Annotated in this window: 15 protein-coding genes and 3 pseudogenes; 5 read left to right on the plus strand and 13 right to left on the minus strand. The window is 41.4% G+C overall.

Going from position 1 to position 16,885, the window contains the following annotated elements:
* Nucleotides 1–16: 16 nt before the first annotated feature.
* The 4 genes and pseudogenes from U2718_RS01290 to ntcA form a co-directional block, all read right to left on the minus strand.
* Nucleotides 17–178 (minus strand): annotated as a pseudogene (locus U2718_RS01290) (AMIN domain-containing protein); the annotation flags it as partial.
* 116 nt (nt 179–294) lie between these two features.
* A complete protein-coding gene (locus U2718_RS01295) occupies nt 295–744 on the minus strand; it encodes a pre-16S rRNA-processing nuclease YqgF (RefSeq protein ID WP_341999508.1) in 450 nt (149 codons plus the stop codon).
* Nucleotides 745–1,104: 360 nt separating this feature from the next.
* Nucleotides 1,105–2,598: a DUF3084 domain-containing protein gene (locus U2718_RS01300; protein WP_341999509.1), complete on the minus strand. Its 1,494-nt coding sequence runs from the start codon at nt 2,596–2,598 to the stop codon at nt 1,105–1,107.
* A 135-nt stretch (nt 2,599–2,733) separates the two neighbouring features.
* Nucleotides 2,734–3,405, minus strand: coding sequence for a global nitrogen regulator NtcA (gene ntcA / locus U2718_RS01305; protein ID WP_341999511.1), 672 nt, complete (start codon nt 3,403–3,405; stop codon nt 2,734–2,736).
* Between the two features lie 492 nt (nt 3,406–3,897).
* Between ntcA and fabI the strand changes: the two genes are divergently transcribed.
* A complete protein-coding gene (gene fabI, locus U2718_RS01310; protein WP_341999513.1) occupies nt 3,898–4,674 on the plus strand; it encodes an enoyl-ACP reductase FabI in 777 nt (258 codons plus the stop codon).
* Nucleotides 4,675–4,681: 7 nt separating this feature from the next.
* On the opposite strand, the gene U2718_RS01315 is transcribed toward fabI, so the two are convergent.
* Nucleotides 4,682–4,927, minus strand: a complete 246-nt coding sequence (locus U2718_RS01315) for a hypothetical protein (RefSeq protein WP_341999515.1) — start codon at nt 4,925–4,927, stop codon at nt 4,682–4,684.
* A 40-nt stretch (nt 4,928–4,967) separates the two neighbouring features.
* On the opposite strand from U2718_RS01315, the gene hisB reads away from it, so the two are divergent.
* Nucleotides 4,968–5,600, plus strand: a complete 633-nt coding sequence (gene hisB, locus U2718_RS01320; protein WP_341999517.1) for an imidazoleglycerol-phosphate dehydratase HisB — start codon at nt 4,968–4,970, stop codon at nt 5,598–5,600.
* Between the two features lie 97 nt (nt 5,601–5,697).
* Here the strand turns inward: hisB and groEL are convergent.
* From groEL to U2718_RS01340, 4 genes and pseudogenes are all read right to left on the minus strand, one after another.
* Nucleotides 5,698–6,633, minus strand: a pseudogene (gene groEL, locus U2718_RS01325) (chaperonin GroEL); the annotation flags it as partial.
* A gap of 5 nt (nt 6,634–6,638) precedes the next feature.
* A pseudogene (locus U2718_RS01330) lies at nt 6,639–6,830 on the minus strand (co-chaperone GroES); the annotation flags it as partial.
* Nucleotides 6,831–7,020: 190 nt separating this feature from the next.
* Nucleotides 7,021–7,356 carry a hypothetical protein gene (locus U2718_RS01335; RefSeq protein ID WP_341999519.1) on the minus strand — a complete coding sequence of 112 codons (336 nt, stop codon included), beginning with the start codon at nt 7,354–7,356 and terminating at the stop codon, nt 7,021–7,023.
* A 60-nt stretch (nt 7,357–7,416) separates the two neighbouring features.
* Complete coding sequence (locus U2718_RS01340; protein WP_341999521.1) at nt 7,417–7,545, minus strand: hypothetical protein; 129 nt, start codon at nt 7,543–7,545, stop codon at nt 7,417–7,419.
* 213 nt (nt 7,546–7,758) lie between these two features.
* Between U2718_RS01340 and U2718_RS01345 the strand changes: the two genes are divergently transcribed.
* The gene (locus U2718_RS01345; RefSeq protein ID WP_341999523.1) at nt 7,759–8,886 is read left to right on the plus strand and encodes a serine/threonine-protein kinase; all 1,128 of its coding nucleotides are present in this window, start codon (nt 7,759–7,761) and stop codon (nt 8,884–8,886) included.
* Nucleotides 8,887–8,916: 30 nt separating this feature from the next.
* On the opposite strand, the gene U2718_RS01350 is transcribed toward U2718_RS01345, so the two are convergent.
* Both U2718_RS01350 and gndA read right to left on the minus strand, forming a co-directional pair.
* A complete protein-coding gene (locus U2718_RS01350) occupies nt 8,917–9,087 on the minus strand; it encodes a ribbon-helix-helix protein, CopG family (protein WP_341999525.1) in 171 nt (56 codons plus the stop codon).
* A gap of 1,050 nt (nt 9,088–10,137) precedes the next feature.
* Nucleotides 10,138–11,568: an NADP-dependent phosphogluconate dehydrogenase gene (gene gndA, locus U2718_RS01355; RefSeq protein ID WP_341999527.1), complete on the minus strand. Its 1,431-nt coding sequence runs from the start codon at nt 11,566–11,568 to the stop codon at nt 10,138–10,140.
* A 205-nt stretch (nt 11,569–11,773) separates the two neighbouring features.
* On the opposite strand from gndA, the gene U2718_RS01360 reads away from it, so the two are divergent.
* Together U2718_RS01360 and U2718_RS01365 are read left to right on the plus strand one after the other, a co-directional pair.
* On the plus strand, nt 11,774–12,532 hold the full coding sequence (locus tag U2718_RS01360; protein WP_341999529.1) for a Ycf66 family protein: 759 nt from the start codon (nt 11,774–11,776) through the stop codon (nt 12,530–12,532).
* 481 nt (nt 12,533–13,013) lie between these two features.
* Nucleotides 13,014–14,639 carry a serine/threonine-protein kinase gene (locus U2718_RS01365; RefSeq protein ID WP_341999531.1) on the plus strand — a complete coding sequence of 542 codons (1,626 nt, stop codon included), beginning with the start codon at nt 13,014–13,016 and terminating at the stop codon, nt 14,637–14,639.
* 104 nt (nt 14,640–14,743) lie between these two features.
* Here the strand turns inward: U2718_RS01365 and U2718_RS01370 are convergent, their stop codons facing one another.
* Nucleotides 14,744–15,433, minus strand: coding sequence for a PHP domain-containing protein (locus tag U2718_RS01370; RefSeq protein WP_341999533.1), 690 nt, complete (start codon nt 15,431–15,433; stop codon nt 14,744–14,746).
* 353 nt (nt 15,434–15,786) lie between these two features.
* Entirely contained in the window at nt 15,787–16,815 is a 1,029-nt protein-coding gene (purM, locus tag U2718_RS01375; protein WP_341999534.1) for a phosphoribosylformylglycinamidine cyclo-ligase, read from the minus strand.
* Nucleotides 16,816–16,885: the final 70 nt, after the last annotated feature.

Here is a 16,885-nt window from a genome sequence, read left to right on the forward strand (position 1 = left end):
TCATAAACTGAATTCAACTTTCAAACAACTCAACTGTTGGTAATCCCGCCTCACCGATGACTGTCACCCGGCTCGTATTAGCATCCAAATTTGTAACAGTTATCTCAGTAATACCTGCAATAGGTTTTTCTGAACGAAATGTGAACGCATCGCCACTGGGTAAACGCAATTGAGCATTTTTTCTCTTTCCCATGCTGGAGCCTGGGAAGGCATTGATTGAGGCTCTGCTTCATGAAGAAGAGGCAGAGCCTTAAAGTTTTCATTACCATGCAGAGCATAGTAATGAGAAAAATTTCATAATTCATTTACGGATTCTGTCAGTCGATTTAGATATCTTTCGATCAAGAGAATGGCAACAATGTCATCTATAGGTCGTGGTGGTGTGCGCATACCTTTTGGTAAGAGCTTTGTCAGTCCTTGTGGTGGGTACATTTGCCAATAGCGATCGCGTCCTTCTAAACTGGTATAGCGTTCGTCTACTAAAACTATCTTCACTTGCTCTGACAATTTCTGTTGCAGTTGCTGTTTCCAGCTTTTAGCTGTGGTTTGATCACCCATTACTATTAACGAGATTGGATATTTTTGTCGTAATTTATCAATGGTGGCAATTGCGTTATCTGAAGGTACGACTTGGTGATAGTGAAGTTGTCGATCTAGTCCCATTACCGCTAAACCACACTTATCTTTACCTGGATCAAAGCCCAAAACTACTGGTTGTGTTGGTATAAATTCATTAGAATTCATATTAAATACTATTAAATGCTTTTAATATTGAGAGTGGATAGTGGTTAGTAGGTAGAGGTAAGCAACTACCTATGAACTACTAACTTTTGTACTGGCAGATTTCGTTGATTATCTTATTGTTCTTCTAAACCAGCTCCTAGTAACTACTAACTACTATACGGGCGGGTTTTGCTGATGAACTTTCGCTTCAAACCGAGCAATTATCTTCTAAACCCGCACGGCAGTCGCTACAACCGAGGGAACCCCGACGCCAGGTGACGCCAGGTGCTACAACGCGGGAAACCCGCAAGGGCGCACTGGCTCCGCAACGCGCTGCCTCCCCTACTAACTACTAACAAAATCATTCATCTATTTTCAATTTTAGGTACTAAAAATAACTTGCCCATTTTTGATTGCCACTAATTTAACTTTTAGTGGCCCGGCTGTGTAAGTATCTTCTGCTGCAATAGCTTTAATATCTAATGGCTGATCGTATTGCCGCAATTGAGCTACAAAGCGAATAAAAGTACCATCTATTTGAATATTTTCTAAAATTCCAGCATTGCGAGCGCGAAATTGAGAAGCAGAAATCAAAAGTTCTAAACGCTGCCTCAATTGATAGGATGTCATGGTTTTAGGATCGGCACTAGTTGTGGCTAATACCTCGCCTCCTGAAAAAACGACTTGATTTATTGCTGCATCAGCAAAAAATTCTACCGGTTTTTCTCCCCTAACATAGTTACCTGCCGAGAAAACTCGCACCACGTATTCTCGTCCATCTTGAATTTGCTTGCTTAATTGCTCAACTTGTTCCTCAGTAACGCGCAAAATCTGGACGTTTGGGGCAGGATTTAGATTAGGCTCGGTTAATTCAATGCTGGCATTGCGATTAGCTTCTTGTAATAGTTGAATTACTGCTTGACGTACTGCCGAAGGTTGCTGAACACGAACTACCCCAGCAGCAAGAACTTGCCCGCGAAATAAAGCTAGTTTTCCTAAACGAAGGTCGCGATAAGACTGATAATATTTCTCTAGCCTTGCTACTTCCTGTTCGAGATCTTGCTGCTGCGCTTCCAAATCTTTCAAACGAGCTTCCCTTTGAGCAATAATCTTTTCCCGTGCCGTAATTTCTAGATTGCGCTTTTGAATTATGTTATCCAAACTAGCAATTTTGCGATCACGTGCTTCAATCTCTTCTTGCCGCTTGGCTAGTTCGCGATCGCGTTTATCAATTGCCGCTTGGGCTTCGGCGATTGCCTGTTTGGCTTCTTCGTATAATCTTTGACGCTCTGCCTTTAGTAATTTAATTTCTGCTAGTTGTTTGTTTCTCTCTGCATAAACACTTTGCAATTGGGTTTTAGCTTGTTGATACTGAGTTGCAACTTGACCTAATTGTTTTTGGGTACGTTGGAGTTCCTCTTGGGTTTGTGCTTGTTGCTTGATAGTGCGGTTGAGTTGAGCTTGTGTTTGCTGCTGCTTGGCATTTGCTGACTGTAAGGATTTATTTATTTCTTGTAAGTCTTCTTGTGCCTTTGATTGCTCAATTCTTGCTTGCTCTAGCTCTGTTCTGGTAGTGTCTAGCTGTTTAGTAGTGTTTTCTAGCTGTACGCGTTTGCGCCTGAGATCTTTTTGAATATCTTCAAGTTCAAAAACTCCCTTACGCAATCCTTCATCAGCTAAAAATAAAATTCCCAGGGTTGATGCGGAAATGCCCAACCCTGTGAGAATTGTCACTAAAACAGCTGTATTTTTGGGTCTAAGATTAAACAGTGAAAGCCGCTTCTTGCCAACCCGCGTGCCAATACGATCGCCCACGGTGGCAATTACGCCTCCCAAAATTAAAATTGCAATAATGAGGATGTACCCGGTGGCCATCAGTTAATGATTTAGCGAAGAAATCCCTCCAGATACAGCCTACTACTTCCAGCCATTGTCTGTGGGAGATTGGAAATGAGCAATAGCTGACATTACTTGATGAATTAACCTGCTCACTCCAGTCTCCAAGCGCTTTTAGGTGAATTGCCGACTTAAGGTAACAGGCTTATGGACAGTAATTTTTTTCTTGTGTATGGAAATCATTTTCTTTTCGCGCAAGTCACCCAGCAATCTAGTGACAGTTACGCGGGTAGAACCAATTGCTTCAGCGATCGCCTGATGAGATAACTTCAAATCAATCGTGATTCCATCGGCACAAGGAATGCCAAAATCGCGACAAAGAATCAATAAAAAACTGATCAATCTTGAACCCATATCTCGGTGAGCAAGTGTTTCAATCATCATTTCTGTCTGAAGAATGCGTGATGAAAGGCCTCGCAGCATTAACATCGATAATTCAGGATTTTCCTTTAGTGCTTGTTCCACCTGTTCAATTGGTGCTGAGAGCAATTCGGCAGGTGTAAAAGCAACTGCATGATAAAAGCGATCAGACTTGTTTCCAGTCAGTAGGGACAAAACTCCAAAAACACTATTTTCCCGCAGCAGCGCAACTGTGATTTCTTCTCCTGCTTCGTACACCCTGGAGAGTTTTACTGCGCCTTTTAAAAGAAAATAAACTCGTTCAGCAGGATCGCCGGGGAAAAAGATCGTTTTATTGCGCTCAAACGATTCCACAACTGGTGGAAACGCTCCAGTCGCCATCTGACGAAAAACATTTGCTAGGGCTTTATCTTGTGTCACGATCATCTACCTTCCCCTATCCCAATGCCGGAAAAAAACTAAGATGGATTTCCTAAGAATACACCCGAAAAATCAAGAAAACATTGTTAACCTTTTTGTTCTTTCCTATACTTATCCTTTTTATCTCATAAATATTGTTCAAATCATACAAAATTTCTACTATTAGTAGCTAGTACTTTTTGAACTACATTTACTCTAATTGTAAAAAGTAGGTTTTTTTAATAAAAAAATAATATACATTGAAAATCTCTTAAGGATGAAGCTGTGTTTTTGTGGTATTAAACACTAGCTATAATCTCAGCGGAAAAAGTAAGCACGAGTGATTTTCCGGAGTGTCTAGATGATGCTTGGTACAAACACTAAGCATCTTAATCTCTTAAAATCCCACTTTCTTCAAGTGCTGAGAGTTATAAATAAAGCAAATTTTATCTACAACAAATACCAAGCAGGCTCAGATTCTTGTATGCTCCTAATGAAACATCGTGCTAAAGAATTCATATGTTGGATCTAACTGGAAAAAATGCCTTGGTGACGGGCATTGCTAATAACCGCTCGATTGCCTGGGGTATTGCTCAACAACTACACAAAGCGGGAGCAAACCTCGGCATTACTTATTTGCCGGATGACAAGGGAAAAATGGAGAAAAAGGTAGCAGAACTAATAGAACCTCTCAACCCTAGTCTTTTTCTACCCTGTAATGTCCAAAATGACGAGCAAGTCAAGTCTACTTTTGAAACGATTCATCAGAAATGGGGCAACCTAGATATTTTGATCCATTGCTTGGCATTTGCTAACAAAGACGATTTGAGCGGAGGCTTTAGCCAAACCTCTCGTACAGGCTTCCAAACAGCTTTAGATGTTAGTACTTATTCTCTAGTACAACTAGCTGGGGCGGCGAAACCTTTAATGGTACAAGGAGGAAGCATTGTGACTCTCTCCTATTTGGGTGCGATCAGAGCAATTCCAAACTATAACGTTATGGGAGTTGCAAAAGCTGGTTTAGAAGCTAGCGTACGTTATCTAGCCGCGGAATTAGGCCCTGCTCAAATTCGGGTTAATGCTATTTCTGCTGGGCCAATTCGCACATTGGCTTCCAGTGCGGTTGGCGGTATTTTAGATATGATTCATCATGTAGAAAAGGTGGCTCCATTACGACGCACTGTCACTCAAATCGAAGTGGGTAACACAGCAGCGTTTTTATGTAGTGACTTAGCTAGTGGAATTACTGGACAAGTCCTGTATGTGGATGCAGGATATGAAATTATGGGGATGTAATGAATTGTTAGTAGTTAGTAGGGGAGGCAGCGCGTTGCGGAGCCAGTGCGGTGGTGAGCCAGCGCTCTTGGTAGGGTTTCCAACGCCACTTGACGCCAGTGCGCCCTTGCGGGTTCCCCGCGTTGTAGCACCTGGCGTCGGATTCTCTCGGTTGTAGCGACTGCCATGCGGGTTTTATTAATGCTCTTTGGGATAAAATCAAGAATTTATCTTTTAAACCCACCCGTACAGTAGGTTGTTTACCACTATCCACTAACCACTATCACTAAATAGCAACTACTAACTCAATATTTATGCAAATCAGCGATCGCCAAATTCTCTCCTCAAATATACAATCTCCGCGTATTGCCTCTTTACGCCGCACTACGGGGGAAACTGATGTGCAAGTTACGATTAATCTCGATGGCACTGGAGTTTGCAATGCTGCTACCGGTGTTCCGTTTTTGGATCATATGTTGCACCAAATTGCCTCCCACGGTTTAATTGATTTGGATATCCAAGCTACGGGTGATTTACACATCGATGACCACCATACTAACGAAGATGTGGGGATTACTCTGGGGCAAGCAATTAGTAAAGCATTAGGCGATCGCAAGGGCATAGTCCGTTTTGGTCATTTTCTCGCACCTTTGGACGAAGCATTAATTCAAGTAGCGCTAGACTTTTCCGGACGTCCTCATCTCAGCTATGGTTTAGAAATTCCCACTCAGCGAGTAGGAACCTATGACACCCAGCTAGTGCGGGAATTTTTCGTAGCAATCGTGAACAATAGCCAAATGACGCTGCACATTCGCCAGTTAGATGGCATTAATTCTCATCACATTATTGAAGCAACTTTTAAGGCTTTTGCCAGGGCTACACGGATGGCTGTAGAAATCGATCCCCGCCGTGCCGGAACAATACCCAGTTCTAAGGGTGTATTGTAACTGTGTACACACAATGCCCAAATTGGGAGAGCAGATGAATATGAAAAACCGCCTCTGGTTGGGAGGCGGTTTGTCTAACTTAATAGGTAGAGAGTTTTTAGTAACCAAAATCACCACCCATGCCAGCGCCAGGTGTAACGGGAGCTTTAGTCTTTGGTTCTGGTTGATCAACCACAATGCACTCGGTAGTTAATACCATACCTGCAATAGAAGCCGCATTTTGCAAAGCAGAACGAGTAACTTTGGCAGGATCGACAATTCCAGCTTCAAACAGATCGATGAACTGATTGGTTATTGCATCGAAGCCAACATTGAATGGTTTTTCCTTCACTCGTTCAGCAATCACAGCGCCATTTTGTCCGGCATTTTCAGCAATCCGCCGCAGAGGAGCATAAAGAGCACGAGCAACAATCATTGCACCAATGAATTCATCACCAGTTAGGTGTTCGGTTGCCCAATCTTCCAGTTGGGGAGCTAAATGTAATAGGGTAGTACCACCACCAGGAACAATACCTTCTTCTACTGCTGCCTTAGTTGCGTTGATTGCGTCTTCTAGGCGCAGTTTTTTGTCCTTCATTTCCGTTTCAGTCGCAGCACCCACCTTAATTACTGCTACACCGCCAGCCAATTTAGCCAAGCGTTCTTGCAGTTTCTCTTTGTCGTAGGAAGACTCGGTTTCTTCCATCTGACGGCGAATTTGTTCGCAACGAGCCTTGACAGCTTTTTCGTTTCCTTGTGCGACGATTGTGGTGTGCTCTTTTGTGATGGTGATCCGTCTTGCTCTGCCTAACATATCTAAGTGGGCATTCTCTAGCTTCAAGCCAGCCTCTTCGGTGATTACTTGCCCTCCTGTCAAAACAGCAATATCTTCTAACATGGCTTTGCGGCGATCGCCAAAACCAGGAGCCTTGACAGCAGCAACATTCAGCACACCCCGCAGGAGATTGACTACCAAGGTTGCTAAAGCTTCTTTCTCGATATCTTCAGCAATAATTAGCAGAGGTTTACTAGAACAAGCTACTTGCTCAAGTATTGCATTGACTGGCGTGAACCGTCTTCATTCCACTTGCCAGCACCAACAGCCACAACTTCTCCAACTAGGGGTTTTTCTTTGGCAGTATCCGGAAGAAGAATTCCACCTGGAGTCTTCTCCTCTGATTCACCTACTTTAATTAAGACGCGATCGCTCAGTGGTTTGACAGTAGAAACGCTTAGAGATATCTGTGCCATATCTAACTCCTCCAAGCATTATTTATTAAAACAGCATAAGTCTTGTGCAACTGGGTGATGAGTTAATTCGCACTCTCACCTTTCGATTGCTAATTTAGTTAAGCAGACATAAATACAGCAACTCAATTGGAGTGTGGTTTCCCGAACTAGAAGAGTGTAGAAAACTGAATTTTTTAAAGACGCACTTTTGTCAAACCACGCCCTGGCATTGTCGTTCTGCGAGAACTTCTGTGAGCGGACGGTTTTTTGGAGTCTCAACTAGTACTGAAAGTAGAAGTGTACAGAATCCAATAAATTGAAAGACAAAGCGTGCGGCATGTGAGTATTCCCATTGATCGCGCCAACGCATCCAGTCTGCTGGAATCGTATCAACTGTCCATTGTCTAAGTTGGGTATTCACAGGCTCAGTGAATGCAAAGAAGATGACGGGAAAAGCTATTACCAAACAAATCGTTCCCACCAGTGTCAGGAGAAAGGCTAGACTACGCTTGCGAACGAGGAATGTCAGTATGATCGCCGCCAGCACGGCACCAATCTCAACAAATGCACCAATATTAGGCGGGCCAAAAGCTACATACAGAGTTTGTTAAAGCGTTATCCAGAGGGAACTATCATAACCCATCTTGGCTGGTAACTCCAATGCATGACACCATGCCATTCCCATACTCAAGGCAACGAGAGTAATAGTTATAAAGCGCCAAGTTCTCACCAGCATAAGCATCTCCTTATTGTTTGAAAAGCACGAACAGCACGGTAGAGAGCGGCACTCAAGAACTAAAAATCTTTTAATTACTATCAAATATACCAACAATCAGTCAGAGCAGGGCAAAATAAAGACAGTTATAAGTCATCAGTTCATTTGATTAATCCCATAACAAAGGATGAAAATACCTCTTCCTCCAACCCTATTTTCAGGTGAGTTCTCAATATGAGTTATTGCCTTAATCCCAGCTGCCCCAAGCCTCAAAATAACAGTAGTAGTAACTTTTGCTTAACTTGTGGTGCCAAGTTATTTCTCAAGGAACGCTACCGCCCGATGAAACCCATAGGACAAGGTGGTTTTGGCAGGACTTTTTTAGCGCTAGATGAAGATAAACCCTCTAAACCACGGTGTGTGATTAAGCAATTTTACCCGCAAGCACAAGGCACTAGCACTGTGCAAAAAGCAGTGGAGTTATTTAACCAAGAAGCAATGCGGCTGGATGAATTGGGTAAGCATCCCCAAATCCCGGAACTGTTGGCATATTTTACCCAAGATGACAGGCAGTATCTCGTGCAAGAATTTATCGATGGGCAAAACTTGGCACAGGAATTAGCAGAAAAGGGAACTTATAACGAAAAGCAGATCCGGCAACTGCTGAATGATTTATTGCCAGTGTTGCAATTTTGTCATGCTAGGCAAGTTATTCATCGCGATATCAAGCCAGAAAATATTATTCGTCGTGAAAGCGATCGCAAACCAGTGTTGGTAGACTTTGGTGCTTCTAAAGTTCTCACTAATACAGCCCTCAATCGCACGGGTACAAGTATCGGTAGCCCAGAGTATGTTGCACCTGAACAAATTCGCGGACAGGCAATCTTTGCCAGCGATATTTACAGCTTGGGTGCTACTTGTCTGCGTTTATTAACAGGGCGATCGCCTTTTGACTTATATGATGTTAACAACGATGCATGGCTTTGGCGGCAATACGTAAAATCTCCACTCAGCGATGAGTTAAGTCGGATTTTAGACAAAATGCTAGAAAGCATTCCGGCTAGACGCTATCAATCAGCTGAACAAGTCTTTAGAGATTTGAACCAAAACTCACAAGCGATCGCTAAATCTGTAGTACCAGATCAGTCAGCCACAACATCACCGCCCGCTTCTACATCAACCTCAGTAGGAAATCCAGTAGAGAAAGATTTAGAAGAGCTAAAAACTATATTTCTTGGTGGTAATAAGCCCCAAAATCAGAAGACTAAGCCATCAGTGCAACCGACAAATCAGTCTACTGGTAATAGCAAAATAGATGAAGAATTAGAAGAATTGAGAGCTAAATACTTGGGCGAGCGGTAAGTTTATTATTCTGTATTTATGGGAAGTAGATTAATCGACCATTTGTTGTTCATCTTGTGTTTGTACGGATAATCCTCTAATTAGTTCCCGAATTACATCTGTTGCTGGTCTACCTGTTTGCTGACAATACTTTTCAAGTTTTTCGGCTTCACTAGATGCCAGATTTACGGTAATTCGTTTCGTTGCCCATTTTTTGTTCATCTTTAAAGAAAAGTTATAAGTATTTTGGCGCAGTTTAGTCTACACATCTTTAATCACTATTGGTAGAAATAACTACTCTGAATAGAGATTTAGTTTTTTGTCAAAGAAAAATACATTTCCAAGATAATCACATAATTATTCCATTTTCAGGAGATTTTGACTAGAAAATAACTTAATTCAAGTATAAATTACAAAAATTTTGTGTGTAGGCAGATAAAATATTCTAATACTAAAATTTCCGGAATTTTCTAAATTCAAAATTCATATTTCACAGAAATAAAGCACTGTCAATTTATATGCAATTTTCTTGCAATATCATGTAAAAACTATTGACATCTTTAAAAATGCCATTGGACATGGTGATTAGAGAATGCTAAAGGCAAGCTTTTGGCAAAATTAGCAGTTTGTACTCATCAATAAGCCTGCCAAGAGGTAAAGCTGGCTATAAATGAAGGGAAAAAAATAAAAATAAAAAACGCCAGGGCAGTTTTACCACTGGCGAAAGGTAGCATACCAATTAGGTTCATCTAGCACAAGGAACTATATATAAGAGTTACAGAAAATCATTTTTTTATAAAGTTACATACAATTTTCATGCAACATTTCATAAATTTTAGTGCGTTTAAGTAGAAGGCAGGAGGCAGGAGGCAGGAGGTGAGGCAGCCCCCGTCTTGGCGGTTTCCGGCGTTCGCGTAGCGTCTCCGAAGGAGTTTGGGGGACTGCCGTACGCCGGAGGCGTTCCCACAGGGTACCCGAAGGGCAGAAGGTAAAAAGCTTCTCCTATTTAGTTTTTGGCAATCAGCATTTTACGTTTAATTATATCTACCTACTTATCGAATTGCTAAACGTAGAAAAAAGCCAGTGTGAAAAACTCCACTGGCAAGAGATAGTGCAAAACTACAACTAAGAATTCCAGAAAATCTTGATTTTATAAAGTCAAATACAACTTTTGCGCAACATCTGATTGTTCATCTATAAGTTAATAAAGAAAGCGACTCTGAAAACTCAGAATCACTTTCTTATCCTCTTATTCAGGAATTATACGAAAATTTACTTTGATTTTTCAGTCACAGGTACCCACTCGGTGTGGAAAGTTCCTGGTTTGTCGAGCCGTTCGTAGGTATGTGCTCCAAAATAATCGCGTTGTGCTTGGGTGAGATTTTGAGGCAAGCGATCGCGGCGATAGCTATCAAAGTAATCTAAAGATGCACTAAATGCTGGCACGGGAATTCCCAATTTTGCTGCGGTTGCCAACACTTCGCGCCAAGCTGTTTGTCTGTCGAGAATTGTTTGCTTAAATTCAGGGGCTAATAAAAGGTTAGGCAGGGCTGGATCTTCATTAAAAGCTTTCTTAATTTTGTTCAAGAATCCAGCACGAATAATACAGCCACCCTTCCAAATCCTTGCCAATTCACTTAGCTTCAAATTCCAGTTATAGGCTTGTGAAGCTTTAGACAGCAGCGCCATGCCCTGGGCGTAAGAACAAATTTTAGAGCAATATAGGGCATCACGCACCATATTGACAAAGTCCTTAGATGAGCCGCTATACTTACCGCTAGGGCCTGTCAATACCTTGGATGCTGCTACCCGTTCTTGTTTGTAAGAAGAAATAATTCGGGCATTTACTGCTGCGGTGATTGTTGGGATCGAAACTCCCAATTCCAAAGCAGTTTGTACTGTCCAGCGTCCGGTTCCCTTCTGTCCTGCTGAGTCTACAATCAATTCAACCAAAGGTAAACTCGTGTCTGGATCAATGTAAGGGAAGATATTGGCAGTAATCTCAATCAAAAATGAATTGAGTTCGTCGGTGGTGTTCCACTCTGCAAATACTTCGTGTAATTGCTTGTGATCCAGCCCGGCGGCATTTTTCAGCAAATCGTAGGCTTCGGCAATTAGTTGCATATCGCCGTACTCAATGCCATTGTGTACCATTTTCACATAGTGACCGGAACCACCAGGGCCAATATAAGTTACACAAGGGCCGTCATCAACTTGAGCAGCAATTTTATTGAAAATTGGCGACAGATACTGGTAAGAGCTTTCTGTTCCTCCAGGCATTAGGGATGGGCCGTTTAGTGCTCCTTCTTCACCGCCACTGACGCCCATACCAATGAACCGAAATCCGGCAGGTTCTAATTCTTGGGTGCGGCGATCGGTATCTTCAAACCAAGAGTTCCCACCGTCGATAATGATATCGCCTTCATCAAGCAAAGGTCTAAGTTGAGCGATCACTGCATCTACTGGCTTACCAGCTTGCACCATGATCAGGATTCTTCTTGGACGTTCTAGAGAGGCGACAAAATCTTCCAGGGTATAAGCAGCTTTAACGTTCCTACCCTCGGCGCGCTCCGCCATAAATTTATCGGTTTTGTCGCGGGAGCGATTATAAACTGCGATTGGGAAGCCGTTACGCTCTACGTTCAGAGCGATATTTTCTCCCATCACGGCCAAGCCAATCACACCGAAGCTTTGTAGTGTCATAAATGATTTTGGCTAACTCTTCCAGTTATCTTTAGGGTAGTCCGAGATTTTCGCTTCTCCCCTAAAGAAGACATTAAGAGTTAATTCACAGACTATAAATGCACATCCGACACAGATAATAAATTTTAATTTGTATTGAAATCAACAATTTTGTTGCAAAATTTGCAAAATTAGTTAGTGATTACGTAGAAGGAGTAACCAGAAAATGCTGGCATATATCCTGGCGCTAGTAGTTGGACTTGGTAGTATAGCGATTTACATGGCTGCTTTCTTTTTTCCAGAAGTACATCGCAAAAATGATTTTATCTGGAGCGGTGTAGGGTTGTTCTACGCTTTAATGCTATGGGTGTTTGCGCCACGCTTATCAGGATGGCTTTTATTAGGACATGTGGCTAGTGTTGCACTTTTGGTTTGGTTTGGTTGGCAAACGCTTTCACTACGCCGTCAGTTGACGCCCAAGGTACAACAAACTCCAGTACCCACTACTCAGGAGGTACAGACAACCATTCAAGAGCAGGTTAGTAATTTGTCCTCGTTGCAGGAACGACTTGGCCAAGTACAAAATAGCCTCAGTGGCATTCTTTCTGGTTTACAAGGTCGATTCCAAAAGACTACAACTAAAAAGGCTCCTGAAACTCCGACAATTAAAGAAGCGATCGCCCAAACTACAGAAACACCCTCTGTTGAGGTGATTGACAATCGAACTTCGACGACAGAACAAACAGCAGAGGCGATCGCACTTACCGAAACAGAAGCCACAACCGAGACTGTACCTGAGGCAATTCCACCCCATCCCCCATCTCCTGAGTTGGTAGAGGCTGCCCAAGAAGCTGCTGCTGAGGCACAGGCAGTGGCAGAAAATTTAGAGAAAATTCCGGTTGAAGAAATTGCTCCTGATGCTGAACTAGCTCCGCCAGCAGAAGCTCCTCCCGAACAAATACCGCCGAGTGATCGGGCTGGTTAAATTAAGTAGAAGACGGAGGGCTTTAGATTAGATCCCCGACTTTTTAGAAAAGTCGGGGATCTGTGTTTTTAGTTCTTTGAGTCACGAGTATTTCCCCCATTGCTAGTCATAATTTTCTCAATCGATTGCTTATGCTGACACGTATCGTAAAGTGGGCAATTACAGCTTGTTGGTTTCGATGATGACTTTGGACGTGGCACAAACAGCAGCACGAAACCAATGAGAAGAGCAACCACGATTATTGATTCCATAATCGCAACAATTAGGTATGAGTGACTTAATTGTTAGTCTACCGAAAAAAAGATACTTGGATGTATGGCTGTGAAATTCGTATACTCGGTATTTTGGGAGTAAAGTTCAAAAATTTATATTTCACACAGTAAAAATACGCATTATATCAAATGAATGCAGGTACAATAAGAATGGCGAGCGATCGCATTGGCGATTATGACTAGCAACATCAGCAAATAGTGTTTTGATAATGCGCTATTGTATTAATCCCCATTGTCCAAATCCACTCGATCCAGCTAATGCAAATACTTCTAAGTGTTGTAACTGTGGCTTCGAGCTATTACTGCAAAACCGTTATTGGGTAGTAGAACGGCTAGGAAAAGGAGGTTTTGGTAACACTTGGGTAGTAGACGATCGTGGCACACGTAAAGTTTTAAAAGTTCTGACAGACAATAATTCAAAAGCCATTGAGCTTTTTAAGCAGGAAGCACAGGTTTTAAGCCACCTCAAACATCCTGGGATTCCCAAAATAGACTCTGATGGTTATTTTACAGTTCACCCCCAAGGTAGCTCTGCGCCATTGCACTGTCTGGTAATGGAAAAAATTGAGGGAGTTGATTTAGAAAAATGGATGCAATCACGTCATAATCAACCAATTTCTCAAACTCAAGCTCTCGATTGGCTTAAACAACTGGTTGAAATTCTATCTCTAATACATTCCCAACAGTATTTTCATAGAGATATTAAGCCTCAAAATATTATGCTCCGACCTAATGGACAGCTTGTTGTAATTGATTTTGGGGCAGTAAGGCAAGTTACTACAACCATATTAGCTGGAGTTTGCCACACTAGAATTGTTTCTAAAGGGTATTCTCCACCAGAGCAACAAAACGGTTATTCAGTACAACAGTCTGATTTTTTTGCTTTAGGACGCACTTTTGTTTTTCTGCTCACAGGTAAGGAGCCTCAAGATGCAGATATTTATGATCCTTTCAATAACAAGTTAAACTGGCATGATTATGCATTGCATATTTCATCACTTTTCGCGGATTTGATAGATTATTTGATGGCTCCTACCGCAAGTCAGCGTCCTCAAAATACAGAGGTAATTTTGCAATGCTTGCAGAAGATTGAGCAAGATTTAAGTCAGCCAAATACACTCTTACAAAGATTTCAAAAATCAGCTTTACCTTTGGCAACGACAGCTATCTCTCATTCAAATCTGAGTAATAAAAGATTATGGCAAGTTCTTATTGGCTCAGGAGTAGGATTATTTGCTGTTTCAGGATTAATTATTAACCTCAATAGTGTCAAAAAACAAGTTTCTACAACTACACCAGATCCTGCTATTACTTCCATTGCAACTCCTGCATCAATTCCCTTAGCAACTAAACAATATCAGCAGCAGAAGCTTCAAAACATAAAACCATTGTCTATTTCAAATTCTAAAAAAATAACATTAAAACAGAAAAGAATAGTAATTAACAAAGAAAAACCAAAAAAATATCTAGTTAATGTCAAGGCAAATACACCATCATCCTCTTACAATCAAAAGAAAAAGCAACAGGCGAAATTTCTAGTCAAACCAAAAAGATTAAATACCCTAACTGCAAGAAAGAATAACCGGAATTCTAAATTAGGAACCAGAAGTATTATTAAACTTAGGATAGGACAAGAAATCAAGACAAGCCTTAACCAAGGTAAGTCTATCAAGCACTTATTTAATCAGAAAAAAATACCAAAACTAAATATCAATCTGCAAAAGCCAATCAAAACATTAATTAAACAAAAAATATATAGTCAAAATTCAAAATATAAATTCAATAGCAGGATAAGAGTAAAGCTCAAAACGCATCACAAAAAAATTAAGAAGTAAGCGAAACATTTTATAGTCAATCAAGTTATGCCCTCAGAGTGATCGCCTGTAGGCTAAAGTAACACAATTAAGCTTCCTGGCTGGTTAAACCAGGATTAATATCTTTACAATCGTTGTAGAAGACTTAAGCCATGAGTATCAGTTCCACAGGAATTGTAAAGCCCATGTTTAGTAGCTAATTGTTGTACTTGTTGTGATTCTATAGCACTCGGTCTCCAAGGGTTGGGGTTATTGTAGGCGTAAAAAGTTTCTACACCATTAATACCAATGTCGGCAGCGGCAGGAATTAAGTCTAAAAGCGATCGCCTGTAACGTGCAGGATGAGCAAGTACCGCTAAACCACCAGCTTTGTGAATAGAAGCAATCACATTTGCTGCTTGATATTCTTCGCCTGTAACAATTCTCCTTTGAAGATATGGTTTGATGCTTGGGTGTTCTAAGTCGAAAGCATAACCCAAAATGTGAACTTCCACACCTAAAAGATTGGCATTAATTTCTACACCAGTCCAAAGCTGAGGAACTTTAACATCTGGATTGTGATGCTGCAAATCTTTCAGCCAGCTTTGTGCTGCTTGGTATCCACCTACAGTGTGGTGATCGGTAATGGCAAGCCCTTCTAAGCCAATAGCGATCGCTTGCTCCATCAATATATGTGGCTGCAATTTTCCATCAGAGTAGATGGTGTGCATATGAAAGTTAAAATACCTTGGACAACTTTGGGCATTAATGTTTTGAAATACCTTTGCCAAGGATTCTTTAGTCGCAGAATAAGTCGGAGCAAAATTGACAGCCATAACCCCCTCATTTCTAACTTAGGTAATATTTACCACTCCAACACGACAAACACATAGCTTGGTCAATTCCAGCACTTTAATGTAGTGTTAGCAGGCTTTTTTTAAGCTTAGTTAGCTAAATTTTTCAATATGTTAAGACTACGTTAGCAAATTCAAACGCTCGTAGTCATGAGTATTTCCGATTAGCGATATCAAGAAAGTCAAAAGTATTGCCAGTTAAGGCATTTCTAGTTGTATTAAGAACCCAAGACTTAGAATCTAATTATTAAGAGATTTAAAAGCTACACTAAATCTTCACATTTACTCGATCAATATTTTTTTGCCATATTTTGAATTTTGACTCCTGAGTAATTTTACTCAGGAATTCCTACTAATTCACCTGAGCCAACAATTACCTCACCGATTGCAAAAGCCGCAATGTTTTGTGACTCAAAATGGGAAATTACTTGTTGTGCTTGGTGGGGAGGCACAAGCAGTACAAAACCAATTCCCATATTAAACGTGTTATACATTGCTTTGTGACTCACAGAACCAGCCTCCGCCAGCCATTGGAATACTGGTGGAATTTCCCAACTATTAGTATCAATTTGAATTGCTTGCTCTTGTCCTAAGCATCTAGGTAAATTTTCTGGCAATCCACCACCTGTGATATGAGCCATACCGTGAATTTCTAGCCCTGCTTGCCGTGCAGCCAGAACGGGTTTAACGTAAATGCGGGTGGGGGTAAGGAAAGTTTCTCCTAAAGTTTTGCCACCAAGTAATTCTGGGCGATCGCTCCAAGCAAAACCCTGATCGCTAATAATTTTTCTTACCAAACTGTAGCCATTACTGTGAACACCAGCACTAGCGAGGGCGATCACTACATCTCCTACTTGTACCTGAGAACCGTCCAATAGCTGGCTCTTTTCCACAATTCCGACACAAAATCCAGCCAAATCATACTCACCCACCTGATAAAAACCAGGCATTTCTGCTGTTTCTCCTCCCAACAAAGCACAACCAGCTTGTTTACATCCAGAGGCGATACCCGCAACTACCTGAGTTAACTGCTCTTTGTCTAGCTTGCCTGTAGCCAAATAATCTAAAAAAAACAATGGTTCTGCGCCAGATGTCAATACATCATTTACGCACATTCCTACTAAATCAATACCAACGGTGTCATGACAGTTGAGAGCTTGAGCAATTTTGAGTTTTGTACCCACCCCATCAGTTCCGGAAACTAAAACTGGTTCTTTAAAGCCTGTTGGTAGTTGAAAGCAACCACTAAAACCACCCAAACCGCCAAGCACTTCCGATCTAAATGTGCTGTTCACCAAATTGCGAATTTGAGTTATAAACGCTCGACCAGCCTCAACATCAACTCCTGCGTCCTTATAGTCCATTACTCAAAACACCGTTATCAATCCACCAACCACTTAGGCTATCATCACATATTTTGTCATTAGTCATCTG

Origin of the sequence: Chlorogloeopsis sp. ULAP02 (assembly GCF_038404745.2) — a bacterium.
GTDB lineage: Bacteria > Cyanobacteriota > Cyanobacteriia > Cyanobacteriales > Nostocaceae > Chlorogloeopsis.

Excerpts from the sequence above, each read along its gene's own strand:
- ntcA (WP_341999511.1), bottom strand. The coding sequence starts at position 3,405 with ATGATCGTGACACAAGATAAAGCCCTAGCAAATGTTTTTCGTCAGATG.
- gndA (WP_341999527.1), bottom strand. The coding sequence starts at position 11,568 with ATGACACTACAAAGCTTCGGTGTGATTGGCTTGGCCGTGATGGGAGAA.
- hisB (WP_341999517.1), top strand. The coding sequence starts at position 4,968 with ATGCAAATCAGCGATCGCCAAATTCTCTCCTCAAATATACAATCTCCG.
- fabI (WP_341999513.1), top strand. The coding sequence starts at position 3,898 with ATGTTGGATCTAACTGGAAAAAATGCCTTGGTGACGGGCATTGCTAAT.
- U2718_RS01350 (WP_341999525.1), bottom strand. The coding sequence starts at position 9,087 with ATGAACAAAAAATGGGCAACGAAACGAATTACCGTAAATCTGGCATCT.
- U2718_RS01360 (WP_341999529.1), top strand. The coding sequence starts at position 11,774 with ATGCTGGCATATATCCTGGCGCTAGTAGTTGGACTTGGTAGTATAGCG.
- U2718_RS01370 (WP_341999533.1), bottom strand. The coding sequence starts at position 15,433 with ATGGCTGTCAATTTTGCTCCGACTTATTCTGCGACTAAAGAATCCTTG.
- U2718_RS01345 (WP_341999523.1), top strand. The coding sequence starts at position 7,759 with ATGAGTTATTGCCTTAATCCCAGCTGCCCCAAGCCTCAAAATAACAGT.
- U2718_RS01365 (WP_341999531.1), top strand. The coding sequence starts at position 13,014 with ATGCGCTATTGTATTAATCCCCATTGTCCAAATCCACTCGATCCAGCT.
- U2718_RS01340 (WP_341999521.1), bottom strand. The coding sequence starts at position 7,545 with ATGCTGGTGAGAACTTGGCGCTTTATAACTATTACTCTCGTTGCCTTG.
- U2718_RS01295 (WP_341999508.1), bottom strand. The coding sequence starts at position 744 with ATGAATTCTAATGAATTTATACCAACACAACCAGTAGTTTTGGGCTTT.
- purM (WP_341999534.1), bottom strand. The coding sequence starts at position 16,815 with ATGGACTATAAGGACGCAGGAGTTGATGTTGAGGCTGGTCGAGCGTTT.
- U2718_RS01300 (WP_341999509.1), bottom strand. The coding sequence starts at position 2,598 with ATGGCCACCGGGTACATCCTCATTATTGCAATTTTAATTTTGGGAGGC.